Below are 15866 nucleotides of genomic sequence, written 5' to 3' on the forward strand. Positions count from 1 at the left end.
AAGGACTACGGCTTCGTCAGGGCACATGACAACTCCTCAACAACCCGCTCCTGCTGCTCTGCACTGATATGCGGGTAGAGCGGCAGCGACAGAATCTGTCCCGCAGCTTCTTCGGCTACCGGGAAAGACCTCTGCGGAAAACCCGATTCGGCGTAGGCGCCGCTCAAGTGCACCGGCACCGGATAATGGACTCCAGCCTGGATCCCCGCGGCTTGAAGGGCTGCCAGGACGGCGTCACGGTCAGGAACCCGCACCACATACAGGTGCCACACATCCACATTCCCGGGTGCCTCACAGGGGACAACAACACCGGGAACATCGGCAAGCAGTTCCGTGTATCGTTCAGCGGCCGCCCGCCGCAGGAGATTCCAGGACTCCAGGCGGGCCAGCTTCGCTTTAAGCACCACCGCCTGGACGGTGTCGAGCCGCGAGTTCATGCCAACAGCATCATGACGGTACTTTTCCGAACTGCCGTGCGCGCCCAGCATCCGAACCCGGGCGGCAACGGAAGAATCGTCTGTCAGAACCGCACCGGCGTCACCGGCCGCCCCAAGGTTCTTCCCCGGGTAGAAACTCGTGCCCGCAGCAAGCCCAAATGTCCCGGCAGCCTTTCCATACCGCGTCGCTCCCTGGGACTGGGCGGCGTCTTCGACAATCACAGCCCCGCAGGCCTCGGCGATCGGAACCAATTGCTCAACAAATGCCGTCTGCCCGAAGAGGTGGACTGGAACAATGGCCTGCGTCCGGGAGGTGACGGCAGCCGCGACAGCAGAGGGAGAAATCAGCAGGTACTCCGGGTCCACGTCCACAGGAACGGGTACCGCCCCGATCCGGCTGACAGCCTCCGCGGTAGCGATAAAGGTATTGGCCGGAAGAATGACCTCCCCGCCAGGGGTTACGCCTCCGGCCCGCAGGGCCAACTCCAAAGCGTCGGTCCCGTTGGCAACGCCCACGCAGTGCCGTGCCCCAAGAAAGGACGCATACGCCTCCTCGAACTGCCCGACGGCGGGACCCCCTATGAAGGACGCCCCCTTCAATACGTCTGCCAGTTCCGCCATGACCTCTTCATGGACTTCCGCCTGCTGCGCGGCAAGATCCACCAGCAGCACAGGCCCAACAGCGAACCGGACATCAACTTCGGCACTCACCGCACACCCCCAAAACTAAAACTTTCCCGATCAATCTCGTGCGCCGGCACACCCACCCAGGTCTCGCCGTCGGGCACGTTGCTGAGCACCGCAGCACCCATGCCCACGGTGGCGTAAGCACCCACAGAGGTCCGCTCGCGGACGCTCGCATTCATGCCGAGATACGCTGCCCGGCCGATCCGGACTCCGCCGCCCAACGACACTCCCGCAGCAAACGTGGCAAAGTCAGCCACGTCGTCGTCGTGCGTGAAGGTCACGGACGGCATGGCCACCACGTGGGCCCCCAGGGTGACTGCCGCGGTCATGGTCACGTTCCGCAGCAGGATGCTGCCCCGGCCGATCCGGCACCCCTCGGGGTACTGCACGGTGGGGTCCACCGCGGTGGCATACCGGGCCTCGTTCAGCCCCATCGCCGTGAGCCGCTCCACCACGGCCTCCCGGGACTTCCCCGAGCCAATGCACACCAGGATCAACGCGTGGGTGTACCTTCCGGCGTCGTCAATGGTCCCCAGCACCGGGGCGCCGTCCACCGTTACACCGGCCATTTCCTTGTCGTCGTCCAGCAGGCCCACCACGTCGTACTGCCCGCTGGCCCGCACCATCGCCAGGACTTCACGGGCCAGTCCGCTGGCGGCAATCAGGATGAGCTCGCTCATGTGGCCACGCCTGTGGCGGCGCCGCGGATGGTGCTGATGATCCTGCTGAGGCTTTCGTCGTCGAGTTCGTGGAAGACCGGGAGGATCAGGGTCCTGTCGTTGAGCCGTTCCGTGTGCTCCAGCAAGGAATTGCCGGTATCCCTCCAGCGGTACGCCGGTTGCCGGTGCGCCGCCATGATGCCCCTCCGGGCAGAGATGCCGGCCTCCGCCAGACGGGCCAGCAGGCCTTCGCGGGTAGTGCCGAAGCCGGGCAAAACCTCCAGCCACAGGGACTGGAAGTTGCTGGTCCCATAGGGCGGGTCGGACACCAGCCGCAGCCCACGCAGCCCGGCGAGTCCGGCAACGTACCGCGCCGCGATATCACGGCGGCGCTGCACCACCTCGGGCAGCCGCCCCAGCTGCACAATGCCGACGGCGGCCTGCAGGTCCGTCATCCGGTAGTTGAACCCCACCTCCAGGTAGACCTCCGGCGGGGCGAGCACCGATCCATGCCGGTCCGCGGCGGACACACTCATCGAGTGCTCGCGGAGCGCGCGCGCCCGCGCGGCCCAGTCGGCGCGGTTGGTGGTCAGCATTCCGCCTTCACCGGTGGTGAGGATCTTGCGCGGATGGAAGGACCACACCGCCACGTCCGCCCTGGCGCCTACCGGCCGGCCCTTGTAGGTGGATCCAACGGCGCAGGCAGCGTCTTCGATAACGGTGATTTCATGCCGGTCACACAGTTTGCGGATCGGATCCATGTCCAGCGGCACACCACCCTGGTCCACCACGATCACCGCCCGGGTATCAAGGGTCAGGGCTGCGTGGATGGTCTCCGCAGTCACGTTCCCGGTGGCAGGATCCACGTCGCAGAACACGGGGCGGGCCCCCACATAGGTGACCGCGTTCGCCGTCGCGATAAAGGACAGCGACGGTACCACCACGTCGTCGCCCGGGCCGATGCCCGCCACCACCAGCGCCAGGTGCAGTGCCGTAGTGCAGTTGGAGGTTGCGACGGCGTGCCGCACCACCTGCGCGGCGGCGAACGCTGTTTCGAACTCCCTAACCTTCGGCCCCTGGGCCACCCAGCCCGACGCAACCACTTCCGCCAGCGCCTGGGCTTCTTCTTCCCCAAGCCAGGGCTTCATGACGTTGATCCGGGCAAGGACCGCTTCCGTGCTCATTTGGCACCGACTTTCCGGGTCGCCGCGATCTCGTCCCGGAGCGGCTTCCACCAGGTGACGAGCTCCCGCAGTCCTTCGTCGAGGTCCACTTCGGCCTTGAACCCCAGGTCGCGGGCAGCCGCCGAGGTATCCGCCAGGCGCCGGACCACCCCATTGACCTGCCGCGCCTGCCCGTGTTCCACAGCCAGGTCCGAGCCCATGACGCGCAGCAGCGCCTCCGCCATCTCCAGCAGGCTCGTCTCGGTTCCGCTGGCGATGTTGTAGATTCCCTCCCGGACACCGCTGGCGGCCGCAAGGACATTCGCCCGCGCCACATCGGCTGTATAAACGAAGTCCATCGTCTGCTGCCCGTCCCCGAAGACCAGCGGCGGCCGGCCGTCCATGATCCGCTCCATCCAGCGCACCAGGACTTCGGTGTAGAGCCCGTGGACATCCATCCGCGGGCCATAGACGTTGAAGTAGCGGAGCATCACAAAATCCAGCCCGGTCATCGCGTGGAAACTGCGGGCCATCCCCTCGTTGAAGGATTTGGCGGCCCCATAGAACGTGTCGTTATTGGCGTGGTGGTGGCTTTCACGGGTGGGGAATTCCTCCGCCATCCCATACACCGAGGCACTCGATGCAGCCACGAGCTTGTCCACCTTGTGCTCGGCCGCGGCCTCAAGGATGTTGAAGGTCCCGTCCACCATGACCTCCAGCGCCAGCCGCGGTTCCTCCGCGCACTGCGTGATCCGGATGGCCGCCTGGTGGAACACCAGGTCCTTGCCCCTGGTCAGGTCATGGACCAGGTCGCGGTCCCCGATGTCCCCGTGCACCAGCTCCACCTGCCCGCTGGCCAGGGCTCCGGCCAGGTTGTCGAGGCGCCCGCGGACCAGGTTGTCCAGGACCTCCACACGGCCTACACCCGCTTCGAGCAGCGCATCCACGAGCGTGGAACCGATGGTTCCCGCTCCGCCGGTCACCAGGACGGTGGCCCCTTCAAGCCGGCTCACCGTGCACGCTCCAGTTCGACGCCGGAGGCTGCTTCTGTGGCGCCGGTACCTTCCACCGGGGAGGCCTGGCCGTCCAGGCTCAGGCTGCGGGTCACCGCTTCGAGGACGGAAAGGACCCGCAGGCCCGACGCCCCGCCGGTCCGAGCCTCCTGGCCGTTGCGGATGCAGAAGGCCAGTTCGGCCACCACCTGCCCCAGCGCCTCACGCTCAGGCAATGCAGGGGACCAGGTGTCCCCGAGCCGGTAGGAAACGGCGTCGGACGCCTTCTCGCCTGCCGACTTCGGCTGCCGGTCCAGGCTGACGCCCCGGTCGTACACGCTGAGCCGCTGCTGCGGATTCAGGTCATCCCACACGAGGGTCCTGAGGGATCCTCCGATCACCATCTGCCGGATCTTGGTGGGACTGAGCCAGTTCACGTGGACGTGGGCCGTGGCATCGTTGGGGAGCCTGAAGTTCAGGTGCCCCACGCAGTCCCGCCCGGTTCCCAGCGGGTCGGCGCCGAAGGCCGAGACTTCCGCCGGGTTCAGCCCGCCGGGGAGGACAAAATCCAGGATGGACAGGTCGTGCGGCGCCAGGTCCCAGAACACGTTCACGTCGGGCTGCACCAGCCCCAGGTTGATCCGGGTGGAATCCACGAACAGGATTTCGCCCAGGGACCCGGCCTGCACCAGCTCCTGCATCTTCAAAACGGCCGGCGTGTAGCAGTAGGTGTGGTCCGCCATCAGCACCAGACCCCGTGCCTTGGCTTCGGCCACCATTTCCAACCCATGCGCCCGGCTGTCCGCCAGCGGTTTTTCCACCAGGACGTGCTTCCCGGCACGCAGTGCTGTCATCACGGTGCCGTGGTGGGTGCGCGCCGGCGTGGCGATGGCCACGGCGTCCACATCAAAGGTGTCCAGCAGCTCATCAAGAGACTCGACCACCGGGATCTCCCCCAGCGTGGTGGCCAGCTTGCGGGCCCGTTCGATATCCAGGTCGCAGATGGCTGCCAGGTCCCAGTCGGGGCTTGCCTGCAGGTTGCGGGCCAAATTCGGGCCCCAGTATCCGGCTCCGACGACGGCGATCCTGAGTTTTCGGGCAGGCTGGCGGTGGGTGGGGGTGTGGAACGGATTGGGGAATGTCCTCATGTCACTTTCTTTCGGGCAGGGGTTGTTAGTAGGCGCCGGACGGCTGGATGACTGCGCGGAAGGTCCGCCACAGGATCAGCAGGTCGCCGGCGATGGACCAGTTTTCGACGTAATAGAGATCCAGCCGGACGGCTTCATCCCAGGAGAGGTCGGAGCGGCCGTTGATCTGCCACAGCCCCGTGATTCCGGGTTTGATCAGCAGCCGGCGGCGGGTGTGGCGTTCGTAGGCGCTCACTTCGCGGTCCAGCGGCGGGCGCGGACCCACCATGCTCATGTGGCCCACCATGACGTTCCAGAGTTGCGGGAGCTCGTCAAGCGAGTACTTGCGCATCCAGCGCCCGCACCGCGTCACCCGCGGGTCATTCTTCATCTTGAAGAGGACGCCTGCGCCCTGGTTCTGTGCGTTCAGCTCCGCCAGGCGTGCTTCGGCGTCCACCACCATGGACCGGAACTTCACCATTCCAAAGACACCGCCGTTCTTGCCGATCCGGTCTTGGCGGAAGAACACCGGGCCGGGGCTGTCCAGGCGCACGATCAGGGCAAGGACCAGCAGCAGCGGCGACAACACCAGGGCAGCGGCGAGGGCCATAGCCACATCCATGACCCGTTTCAGTACATGCTTGGCGCCGCTGTACTGCGGAATATCCACATGCATCAAAGGCAGGCCTTCCACCGGCCGCCAGTGGATCCGGGGCCCCGCAACGTTGGTCAGGGTGGCCGCCAGGACCATCTCAGCGGAGCATTCTTCAAGCTTCCAGCCGAGCTCGCGGATGAACTGGTTGCCGCCGGGGAGCGGTCCTGCCACGATCACCGAATCGGCTTCCACCAGGCGGACAGTGCGGGCGATGTCGTCCGTGGAGGACAGGACCGGCACCTGGGCGGCGTCCACGCTGAGGCTGGTGCCGCGGCGGGCACCCGGGAGGCAGACGCCAAGGATGTGGTAAACAGGTCCGGACTTCCGCGCGACCTGCCGGACAACGTACCTGACGTCTTCCGGATCGCCCACAACGACTGCCCGCGAGAGGTGGCGTCCCTTCGCCTTCTCAGCCGAGAGCCGCCGTCGGAAGAGCCAGCGGTTGGCGGTCAGGGACACCAGGCCCAGCGGGAGGGACGCGGTGACGAAGGCCGCGGCGCCGTGGACGGAGAAAACCACTGCGGCGATGGCGAGCAGCCCGAAAATCCGCAGGCTTGCCGATGCGACGCGCTTGTATTCATCGGCCCCCACCCCCAGCACCTTCGCGTCGCGGGTGCGGTAGATCTCCAAAGCCGAGGGCCACAAAAGGGCGACGGCGGCAGCGGTGACCAGGGTGCCGCCGTCGCCGGGTTCTCCGGAAGCAAGCCCGACACTGGAGAGCTGGTAGCCGGCGAATACGGCGCCCAGGACCAGGAGAGAGTCGGTGGTGCGGAGGAAGTTGATGTGCCGGGCGAGCCACGAGGCGGTGGCCTTGCGAGCAGGGACGAGGGGTGCCGATGCTGTGCTCGCTGATGCTGCCGGGGATAAGCGTGTAGGTGCTGGAGCGCCCGTTGGCGGCAGCAGGAACCGGGTTCCTGCGGTTTCCGCCGCCGCCAACGGCGCTGTTGACATCCGCTGTGCAGCAGCGGGTGCAACGGGCCAGTTGAAGGCAGTGCCCCGGGTCTTGGCCACTGGTATTTCTGCCATGATGTCCCCTTCCCGGCGTATCCGCCTTGTGTTCTGGCCGTGAAGCAAAACTAGGGTCAGAACAGCTGCAGTGGCGGGGATTGGAAGGGCTGTTGTGGATGCAGCGGACGCACAGTGTGGAAAATGCGGGTACCTGCAAAAGCCGGAATGGGCCCTAAAGTACGGGCAATACGTACGGCTCGCGGGCCGCACTGTCCTTGCCAGCGGCAAGGGCAGTGAGCTGCGCGCGCGACTCCACTCCGAGCTTGCGGTAGATCGCGGTGAGGCGTACTTCGACGGTCCGGACGGATACGTAGAGTGTGGCCGCGATTTCCTTGTTGCGCATGCCGCGGGCCACCATCTGCGCCAGTGACCGTTCATGGTCGGCAAGCATCAGCATGGCCGGATTGCCCTTGGGCCGGGACGGTTCAACGCGCTCATCCAGCAGCAGCGAGTCAACGTGCTGTGCCCAGGCGTCGGCTCCGGCCTCATCGAACATGACCTTCGCGCGGAGCATCGCATCGCGGGCCTCCCGCAGCCGTCCAAAGGCGCCCAGCCGCTCCGCGTAGCAGAGCAGGGTCCGGGCCCGTTCCTGCAGCGAGTCGTGGCCGTTCCGGCTCTCGAGTGCCTGGCAGAAAAGCTGAAGTGACTGATCCCCGTCGGCGAGCATGGCCCGGCTCCGCGCCACCACCATCATGAGCCACGGCGACCGCAGTCCCACCGAACGGCTTTCGAGCCGGTAGAGCGCTTGGCTGGCCTCACGGTGCCGGCCCAGCCGTACCAGGACCTCCACCAGGTCCGCCTCGCACCGGAGCAGCGTGGGGTTGCCGAATTCCAGGCCCAGCTCGGCCGCACGCGAGAGTTGGGCCAGTGACTCCGCGAGGTTGCCGCGCATCAGGGCGAAGTGGCCCTGGATGGCGGCAAGCTGCGCGGTGATGGACGGGTGGCTTTCCGCTCCGGAGAAGTGCTGGGCGTCCGCTGCATACACCCGCGCCAACGCCTCATCCCCGAGGGCATGCGCCCGCCACACCCGGAATACGGACCGCATCCCCCGGTGGTATTTCATTTCCGGTTCGTCGAGTTCCAGGTCTTCAATGAGTTTCACGGCGGTCCTGACGTTGCCGGCGCGGATCTCGTTGTCCACGGCAAGGAAGGCGGCGGTCTCACGCCAGTTGATGTGGCGGGGTTCTGCGGAATTCCGCACCATCGCGAAAGCTTCCTGGGCAAGGCTGTGATGCTCTGCATAGCTCAGGGCGCGGCCGTGCACCAGGAGGCCGGCCACCCAGGCATTCCCCGCCTGATCGTTTTTGCGCTTGAGGTTTTCCGAATTCCCGCCGATCGCTTCCGCCAGCAGTTTGGCCTTCTCGGCCACCGCAAGGCACTCCGCAGAGGCGGCGCCCTGGAACTCTTCGGCGTAGCGGAGCAGCGCGGCGGCATCCTTCAGTTCCCAGCGTTCGGCGAAGTACAGCGCACCGGCGGCCAGCAGTTTGGCCGAGTACGCCGGATCATGCTGTCCGAACTCCTTAACCAGGCGCAGCACCATGTTTGCCCGCACTGAGGCACCTTGAATGAACTCGATCTCAAAGGACAGCCCGGTCAGCCGAAGGATCAGTGCGGGGTTCCGGGTCACCCGCCGGGCCCAATCCAGGTAACGCCTGGCGTAAACGAATTCGCCGCGGTTGAACAGCAGTTCGGCAACCGTGGTCAGCCGCGCGGCCGTTTCCGCCTCCCACGGATTAATGGTCAGGGCCCGCTCGATGTATTCGACGGCGAAGGGCACTTCCCCCGTCCTGATCAGCTCCACCGCGTAGCGGAGGAGGCCAAACGGCGTTTGCCGCTCCAGCGCAGTGAAGCTCAAGTGCCATCTGCGGGCGTACAGGTCCGAGTCGCTGGCCGCTTCGGCCAGCGCCCGGTGGCTGGCGGTCCGCATGGCGGGGGTCATTGCCGAGAAGACGTAGCCACGGAGCAGCTGGTCCCTGATCCCCAGATAGGGGCCTGACCGGCTGATCATGCCGGCGGCCAGGAGCTCATCCACGCCGGCCCAGACGTCACTGTGGACCTTCTCCAAGGTGGTGATCCCGCTCCGGAAGGACAGCGACAACAGATCAAGGGCCTGCCGCGCGGCCGGCGAGAGCCCGCCCAGGGTGGCCGCAAATTCCGCTTCGAAGCTGCCCCTGGACGGCAGCGGAACGGGGAGGGCGTACTTTCCCTCCGCCTGGCGTTCCAGCAGGGCGGAGTAAAGTTCGACGGCGGCCAGCGGGTTCCCCTGTGACGCTGCGGCAACTGCGTGTACAGCCGCCGTCGCGGTCTGGCGGGCGGGAATGGCCTCCAGCATACGGACGGTGTCGTTGTAGCCCAGTGCCCGCAGCGGGAGGACGGGAAGGCTCGAGAAAGGGCTGTCTGCTGTGTCTTCACGAAGGCTGGCGAAAACGGCAAGGTCCGTGCCGGCCAGGCGCCGGGCGAGGTAGCCGATGATGGCCTGGCTGCTCGGGTCCAACTGGTCGGCGTCGTCAATCACCACTATGGTCCGGGACGAGGAACGCTGATGCAGCCCGTTGAGCAGCATGGTGGAAACCGCTGCGACGTCCAGGGCGCCGGACGAATCGCGGAGAAGTTCATCGGCGATCCGGTTCAAGACCGGATCATCCATGCCGTTCAGGAGGGCCGTAATACCGGACAGCGGCCAGTCCGATTCAGAGACGCTGGCCCGCAGGAACACCGTGCGGTAGTCCGAAAGCCGGGGAATTTCGCCCAGCAGAGCCGACTTTCCCATGCCGTGTGAACCCACAACGGCCAAGGCACCTTCCTTGGGACCCCTGATCACCGAAAGGATCCGGCCGAGTTCCTTGCTTCTGCCAAATAACGACATGGGACCCCATCCATAGAAGAAGGAGACCACTTTCTTGCCTTATCGGTTCCAGCATTTGATGCACTGCACCAGCCGGTCATGGTGACCGGCGGTCCAGCAGACTGTCCGCTCGAAAGCATCCAGCCCGGTACCCAGCCGTGGAGTCAATATAGCCGCACCTGAAAAAGAGGCACTACCAATTAGGCGCTGGATTTCATCAAGATTTCTGAGGTGCCCCCCAGAAATCAACTGGTGCACAGCAGGTGCTCCAAGTAGAGATACGTCCGGTTCCGAGGCCGCGCATTTGTGCTGATGCACAGCCTTGGGCGCTTTGCGGGACGTCTAGGGTGGGAGAAACGTGTGATCAAACGCACCCGATGGTTATCCCACTCCGGCGCGCGGGCACAACCCGCTTCCGGCCTTGATCCATCCATGACCCAGAGAACCAAAGGACGGCGCACCCATGCCCGCTGACCAGCAATTATCAAAGTCGCTCAAACCGCGGCACCTGTCCATGATCGCCATCGCCGGTGTTATCGGTGCCGGGCTCTTCGTAGGCTCCGGTGCCGCCATCCAGCAGGCAGGCCCCGGCATCCTGCTTGCCTACATGGCCGCGGGCGTGGTGGTCATCCTCGTGATGCGCATGCTCGGCGAAATGGCCGCGGCGAACCCCGAGACGGGCTCGTTCTCCACCTACGCCGACAAGGCGCTGGGCAGGTGGGCCGGCTTCAGCATCGGCTGGCTTTATGCGTGGTTCTGGATCATCGTGCTCGGCATCGAAGCCACAGCCGGCGCCGCGATCATGCACCGCTGGGTTCCCGGCATCGACCAATGGGTCTGGGCCCTGGCCCTGATGGTGCTGCTGACCCTGACCAACTTGGGTTCCGTGAAGTCATACGGCGAATTCGAGTTCTGGTTCGCCTCCATCAAGGTCGCGGCTATCGTGCTGTTCCTGCTGTTCGGCGTGGCCGCCATCCTGGGTCTTGTGCCCGGCGTCCCGGCCCCCGGATTGAGCAACCTCACGGACAACGGCGGGTTCCTGCCCAACGGCCCTGGAGCGGTGCTGGCTGGCATCCTGGTGGTGGTCTTCTCGTTCTTCGGCGCCGAAATCGCCACCATCGCGGCCGGTGAATCCGAGAACCCGGTTGACGCTGTCAAGAAGGCCGTGAAGTCCACCGTCTGGCGCATCCTTGTCTTCTACATCGGGTCCATCGCCATCGTTGTCACCCTGCTGCCCTGGAACGATGCCAGCGTTGCCAAGAGCCCCTACGTGGCAGTGATCGAGCTCTTCGGAATCCCCGGGGCCGGAACCATCATGGACGTTGTGGTCCTGACTTCCGTGCTGTCCTGCCTTAATTCCGGCCTCTACACCGCCAGCCGCATGCTCTTCTCCCTTTCCCGGCGCGGCGACGCCCCCGCAGCATGGACAAAAATCTCCCGGCGCGGGGTGCCCGCAGCGGCGGTGCTCGCATCAACCGTGGTCGGCTTCATCACCGTCGGCCTTAACTACATTGCCCCGGACACCGTGTTCCTGTTCCTGGTCAACACCTCCGGTGCCATAGCCCTGTTTGTGTGGCTGGTCATCGCGTCCTCCCAGCTGGTCCTGCGCAAGCGGATGGGAGCTTCCGCCAAAGACCTGGCGCTGAAGATGTGGCTGTTCCCATACCTGACCTGGGTGGCTATTGTCAGCATCGTGGCCCTGCTGATCGGGATGGTCATCCTGGAGTCCACCCGCGAGTCCCTATTCCTGTCGCTGGCCTTGGCCGGCGTGGTGGTGGGCATCGGACTGTGGCGGTACCGCGGCCGCGGCACCGGGACGGAAGCAGGCGACGCCGACAGCCGCGACGTTCCCGTGGGAGCCGAACCAACGTCTTAAGCGGCGCACCCGACGGCGGTTTTCCACATAGCAGGCTTTATGCTCCCGCGCGGGCAACCACGGGCATAGCCTTGGAGTCAAGCGCGAATCGCCTATCCGTTCCAAATGCACTAAGATATTGAAGTCTGTGCTGCGTCCTGCTTCCGTTCCTGGCGGCGGGGTACCGCACAGCATCGCAAATGAACCTCCTGTTACGGAAATGCCGTAACCGCTTAGCCCAAAGGAGGTGGGTTCACATATGCGTCCTTACGAATTGATGGTAATCATCGACCCCGAGGTCGAAGAGCGTACCGTTGAGCCGTCGCTTCAGAAGTTCCTGAACGTCATCACCAACGATGGTGGAACCATCGAAAAGGTTGACATCTGGGGCCGTCGCCGGCTGGCTTACGACATCAAGAAGAAGTCCGAAGGTATCTACGCCGTGGTGAACTTCACCGCCAAGCCGGAAACCGCCAAGGAACTTGACCGCCAGCTGTCTCTTAACGAGACCATCATGCGCACCAAGATCACCCGACCCGAAGAGCAGAAGGTTGTTGCTGAGTAATTCAGCACCGGTTTTCATTCTTTACCCCGCAGGAAACGCACTCTTCACCCAGGATCGAACAAGGAGGCAGTAGATGGCAGGCGAGACCACCATTACGGTCATCGGTAACCTCACCAATGACCCGGAATTGCGGTTCACACCGTCCGGTTCGGCAGTAGCGAACTTCACCATCGCTTCCACCCCCCGCACCTTTGATCGCCAGTCCAACGAGTGGAAGGACGGGGAAACCCTGTTCCTCCGCGCCGCTGTGTGGCGTGAAGCAGCCGAGAACGTCGCCGAGTCCCTCACCAAGGGCATGCGCGTGATCGTTACCGGCCGTCTGAAGAGCCGTTCCTACGAAACCAAAGAAGGCGAAAAGCGCACCGTTATCGAGCTTGAGGTCGATGAAATCGGCCCGAGCCTGCGCTACGCCAATGCCAAGGTCAACCGCACCCAGCGCTCCGGCGCCGGCGGGCAGGGTGGCTTTGGCGGCGGCAACAGCGGCGGCGGCTTCGGTGGAGGCAACTCTGGTGGAAACCAGGGCGGCAACTCCGGCGGAGGCTGGGGCGGCGGCAACCAGCAGGCTGCACAGGACGATCCCTGGGCTACGCCCGGAGTCTCCAACGCAGGCGGCTGGGGCAACGGCCCCGATTCCGAACCTCCCTTCTAATAACCAATTAAGGCCCGACGCCGGGACTGCCTGAAGTGCCATACGGCACCTAAGGTGACTGCCGCCGTCGGACCACCACCATCCCGTGGATCAATATCCACGGGCTCCCTAGAATAGGAGCTCCACGATGGCTAAGGCTGAACTCCGTAAGCCCAAACCAAAGTCCAACCCCTTGAAGGCCGCTGACATCACTGTCATCGACTACAAGGACGTAGCATTGCTGCGCAAGTTCATCTCCGACCGCGGAAAGATCCGCGCCCGTCGCGTCACTGGCGTCACGGTGCAGGAACAGCGCAAGATCGCACAGGCAATCAAGAACGCCCGCGAAGTTGCCCTGCTGCCTTACTCCGGCGCTGGCCGCGGCTAAGGAAGGGATTAACTAACATGGCAAAGCTCATTCTGACCCACGAAGTAACCGGTCTCGGTGCTGCTGGCGATGTTGTAGAGGTCAAGGACGGTTACGCACGTAACTTCCTGCTCCCCCGCAACTTCGCCCTGACCTGGTCGAAGGGTGGCGAGAAGCAGGTTGAGTCCATCAAGGCTGCCCGCGCCGCCCGCGAGCACGCTTCCCTGGAAGACGCTCAGAAGCAGGCTGCTGCACTCTCCGCCAAGCCGGTCAAGCTCGTTGTCAAGGCTGGCGAGACCGGACGCCTGTTCGGCACCGTCAAGCAGGGCGACGTTGCTGACGCTGTTGAGGCCGCAGGCCTTGGCCGCATCGACAAGCGCAAGGTTGAACTGCCGGCACACATCAAGTCTGTTGGTTCGTACCAGGCCAACGTCCGTCTTCACGACGACGTTGCTGCTGTGATCGAACTCGACGTAGTGGCTGGTAAGTAGTTTCTTACTGCACCAAGAGACCCCCGTTGCCGAATTCCGGCGGCGGGGGTCTTTTGCTGGTGCGGTAAGGTCAGGGGCTGTGCAGTTCCGCCATGACGTGCCGGTATCCGGTGCGGATCATCTCAGTGAGTACTTCGCGGTCCACGTCCTGGAGCCTGTTGATGTAGAGGCAGGCGGCCCCCGTCTTGTGCTTGCCCAGCGCAGCCAGCAACGTGTGCGCGTCCGGTCCGTAGGTGAGGCCATACAGGGCCAGGTTTGCCTTCCGCGGTGAGAATCCGACGGCGGCCGAGTCCCCTTCCCGCCCGCTGCCGTAGCGGTAGTGGTAGCTGCCAAAGCCGACAATGGTGGGTCCCCACATCATCGCCTCTTCCCCTGTACCGCCACGCATGAGCTCGAGCAGTTCGAAGCCGTCTGCGCGCCGCCCAGGATGCTCCACCGATGCCAGGAACTGCTCAACAGGCACTGCGGTGGGCTGGGTTTTGTTCTCTGCCATGTACGTAGTGTCGCAGACCCGCCTGGTGCCCGCCATGACCGGTGATAGCCTGCAGCGGTGACTTCACCATCCCCGCATTCGCGGTCCCTGCTCAGCCGTCCCTTCCATCAGGTCGACGTCTTCTCCCGCGAGCCGTACAGGGGCAACCCGCTGGCCGTCGTCCTCGACGCCGAAGGCATGGCGGCGGAACAGATGCAGCAGTTTGCCAATTGGACCAACCTGTCGGAGACAACATTCCTGCTGCCCCCGACCGACCCGCGCGCCGATTACCGGGTCCGGATCTTCACGGGCAGTGAGGAGTTCCCGTTTGCCGGGCACCCCACACTCGGCTCGGCACACACGTGGCTGGAATCCGGGGGAGTGCCCAAGTCTGACGGGTTCGTGGTGCAGGAGTGCGCCGCAGGACTGATCAGGGTAAAGCACGACGCCGGGCGGCTGGCTTTCGCGGCACCGCCCCTGACCCGCTTCGGGCCGGTGAGTGCTTCTGTCCGCCAGCAGTTGGCGGACGGCCTCCGGCTGCCGGAATCCCGCATCGTAGACGCTTCATGGCTGGTCAACGGGCCTGAATGGATCGGTGTCCTGCTGGAATCCGCGGAGCAGGTACTGGCCATCGAGCCCGACCTCGCTGCGATGGGCCGGCTGAAGGTGGGCGTGATCGGTCCGCATGCACCAGGCGCGGGCGCTGACTTCGAGGTCCGCACTTTTATCCCCGGTGACGCCATGACGGAGGACCCGGTGACCGGAAGTTTCAACGCCGGAGCGGCACAATGGCTGATCGGCAGCAACCAGGCCCCCTCGGAGTACGTGGCGGCCCAAGGTACGGTCCTGGGCCGCGCGGGGAGGATCCACGTCGCGGCCGAAGGCGATGACATCTGGGTGGGCGGGTATTCCACCACCTGCATCCGCGGCATGGTGCAGCTCTAAGGCGCCGGGAATACTCCGGCACCCTGCCCTGTTCTGAAGGTAGATGCAAATGCATGTATGATGAACGAACGAGCAACAGGAGAAAATGCCATGGAATCCCGCCGCATCACAGTCCTATCCGCCGGGCTTGGCGTACCGTCGTCGAGCCGCCTGCTCGCTGACCAGCTGGCAGCCTCCGTGGAGGGGCAACTCCGCGCGGCCGGCTACGACGTGGCCGTGGACATCGTTGAACTCCGCGACCTCGCAGTGGACATCGCCAACAACTTTGTGACCGGCTACGCGGCACCCCGCCTGGCAGAGGTCATTGCGGGAGTCGAGGCCTCGGACGGCATCATCGCCGTGACGCCGGTCTTCAGTGCTTCCTACAGCGGCCTGTTCAAGTCCTTCATCGATGTCCTCGACCCGAAATCGCTGGACGGCAAGGCAGTCCTGCTGGGCGCCACCGGCGGCACGGACCGCCACCAGATGGTGGTCGACTATGCCCTGCGGCCCCTGTTCAGTTACCTCCGCACGAGGATCGCCGCTACCGGTGTCTTCGCCGGCCCACAGGACTGGGGTACCTCCGACGACGGCGGTTCCAGCCTTGCCGATCGGATCGACCGTGCCGCCGGGGAGTTCACCCGACTGCTGGAAGGACCCCAGCCCGGCCGGAAGCCTGCACCTATGGAGTCCCTTCCTTTCGAGCAACTCCTGGCCGGAATCTCCGGAAACAACTGAGCTCCGCAGCCCGGTAGGGGCGCCATCGGGGCACGACGGACCACCTAGGAGGGCGGGGCAGGCCGCAGGCGTGCGGTCAACTGCAGTGCAATAGGGGATTCCCCAGGCCTCACATTGGGGGGAGCCCGGGGGTTGTTTTTGATGCCCCCCGCAACTGAGACTGAACGAACTGGGGATTGACTGTTGGATTCAACTCCGGGGAGCAAAGTTAATGGACTATCCTTTTTTTCAATCCGGCGAGCGTGGTCCCAGG

At 64.7% G+C, this 15866-nt stretch carries 15 protein-coding genes; 7 read left to right on the forward strand and 8 right to left on the reverse strand.

Annotated features, from left to right (window positions below; translation table 11 throughout):
* Positions 1-5: 5 nt before the first annotated feature.
* The 7 genes from QRN11_RS01410 to QRN11_RS01440 form a co-directional block, all read right to left on the reverse strand.
* Complete coding sequence (locus tag QRN11_RS01410; protein ID WP_285249573.1) at positions 6-1148, reverse strand: DegT/DnrJ/EryC1/StrS family aminotransferase; 1143 nt, start codon at positions 1146-1148, stop codon at positions 6-8.
* Positions 1145-1804 carry an acetyltransferase gene (locus QRN11_RS01415; RefSeq protein ID WP_142057291.1) on the reverse strand — a complete coding sequence of 220 codons (660 nt, stop codon included), beginning with the start codon at positions 1802-1804 and terminating at the stop codon, positions 1145-1147. The genes QRN11_RS01410 and QRN11_RS01415 overlap by 4 nt, the downstream gene beginning before the upstream one ends.
* Entirely contained in the window at positions 1801-2967 is a 1167-nt protein-coding gene (locus tag QRN11_RS01420) for a DegT/DnrJ/EryC1/StrS family aminotransferase (RefSeq protein WP_285249574.1), read from the reverse strand. Before QRN11_RS01420 ends, QRN11_RS01415 begins: the two co-directional genes overlap by 4 nt.
* Complete coding sequence (locus QRN11_RS01425) at positions 2964-3959, reverse strand: NAD-dependent epimerase/dehydratase family protein (RefSeq protein ID WP_285249575.1); 996 nt, start codon at positions 3957-3959, stop codon at positions 2964-2966. Before QRN11_RS01425 ends, QRN11_RS01420 begins: the two co-directional genes overlap by 4 nt.
* Positions 3956-5086 (reverse strand): Gfo/Idh/MocA family protein, encoded by a 1131-nt coding sequence (locus QRN11_RS01430; RefSeq protein ID WP_285249576.1) that lies wholly within the window; start codon positions 5084-5086, stop codon positions 3956-3958. Before QRN11_RS01430 ends, QRN11_RS01425 begins: the two co-directional genes overlap by 4 nt.
* 25 nt (positions 5087-5111) lie before the next feature.
* Positions 5112-6746: a sugar transferase gene (locus tag QRN11_RS01435; RefSeq protein WP_285249577.1), complete on the reverse strand. Its 1635-nt coding sequence runs from the start codon at positions 6744-6746 to the stop codon at positions 5112-5114.
* Positions 6747-6900: 154 nt separating this feature from the next.
* On the reverse strand, positions 6901-9594 hold the full coding sequence (locus QRN11_RS01440; protein ID WP_285249578.1) for an AAA family ATPase: 2694 nt from the start codon (positions 9592-9594) through the stop codon (positions 6901-6903).
* 442 nt (positions 9595-10036) lie between these two features.
* On the opposite strand from QRN11_RS01440, the gene QRN11_RS01445 reads away from it, so the two are divergent.
* The 5 genes from QRN11_RS01445 to rplI all read left to right on the forward strand — a co-directional run bounded on the left by QRN11_RS01445 (position 10037) and on the right by rplI (position 13479).
* Complete coding sequence (locus tag QRN11_RS01445) at positions 10037-11449, forward strand: amino acid permease (protein WP_285249579.1); 1413 nt, start codon at positions 10037-10039, stop codon at positions 11447-11449.
* Positions 11450-11687: 238 nt separating this feature from the next.
* A complete protein-coding gene (rpsF, locus tag QRN11_RS01450; protein ID WP_015939036.1) occupies positions 11688-11993 on the forward strand; it encodes a 30S ribosomal protein S6 in 306 nt (101 codons plus the stop codon).
* Between the two features lie 73 nt (positions 11994-12066).
* Positions 12067-12642, forward strand: coding sequence for a single-stranded DNA-binding protein (locus tag QRN11_RS01455; RefSeq protein WP_050057158.1), 576 nt, complete (start codon positions 12067-12069; stop codon positions 12640-12642).
* 127 nt (positions 12643-12769) lie between these two features.
* Positions 12770-13009, forward strand: coding sequence for a 30S ribosomal protein S18 (gene rpsR, locus QRN11_RS01460; RefSeq protein ID WP_003800144.1), 240 nt, complete (start codon positions 12770-12772; stop codon positions 13007-13009).
* Between the two features lie 17 nt (positions 13010-13026).
* Entirely contained in the window at positions 13027-13479 is a 453-nt protein-coding gene (gene rplI, locus QRN11_RS01465; protein WP_091419442.1) for a 50S ribosomal protein L9, read from the forward strand.
* A gap of 70 nt (positions 13480-13549) precedes the next feature.
* On the opposite strand, the gene QRN11_RS01470 is transcribed toward rplI, so the two are convergent.
* Positions 13550-13972, reverse strand: coding sequence for a DUF1801 domain-containing protein (locus tag QRN11_RS01470; protein WP_285249580.1), 423 nt, complete (start codon positions 13970-13972; stop codon positions 13550-13552).
* Positions 13973-14059: 87 nt separating this feature from the next.
* Here QRN11_RS01470 and QRN11_RS01475 point away from each other — a divergent pair, with 87 nt between their 5' ends.
* Together QRN11_RS01475 and QRN11_RS01480 are read left to right on the forward strand one after the other, a co-directional pair.
* Positions 14060-14896, forward strand: coding sequence for a PhzF family phenazine biosynthesis protein (locus tag QRN11_RS01475; RefSeq protein WP_285249651.1), 837 nt, complete (start codon positions 14060-14062; stop codon positions 14894-14896).
* Positions 14897-14986: 90 nt separating this feature from the next.
* Positions 14987-15613 (forward strand): FMN reductase, encoded by a 627-nt coding sequence (locus QRN11_RS01480; RefSeq protein ID WP_285249581.1) that lies wholly within the window; start codon positions 14987-14989, stop codon positions 15611-15613.
* Positions 15614-15866: the final 253 nt, after the last annotated feature.

It is taken from the genome of Pseudarthrobacter sp. fls2-241-R2A-168 (assembly GCF_030209335.1).
In the GTDB taxonomy this organism is placed as follows: Bacteria; Actinomycetota; Actinomycetes; order Actinomycetales; family Micrococcaceae; genus Arthrobacter.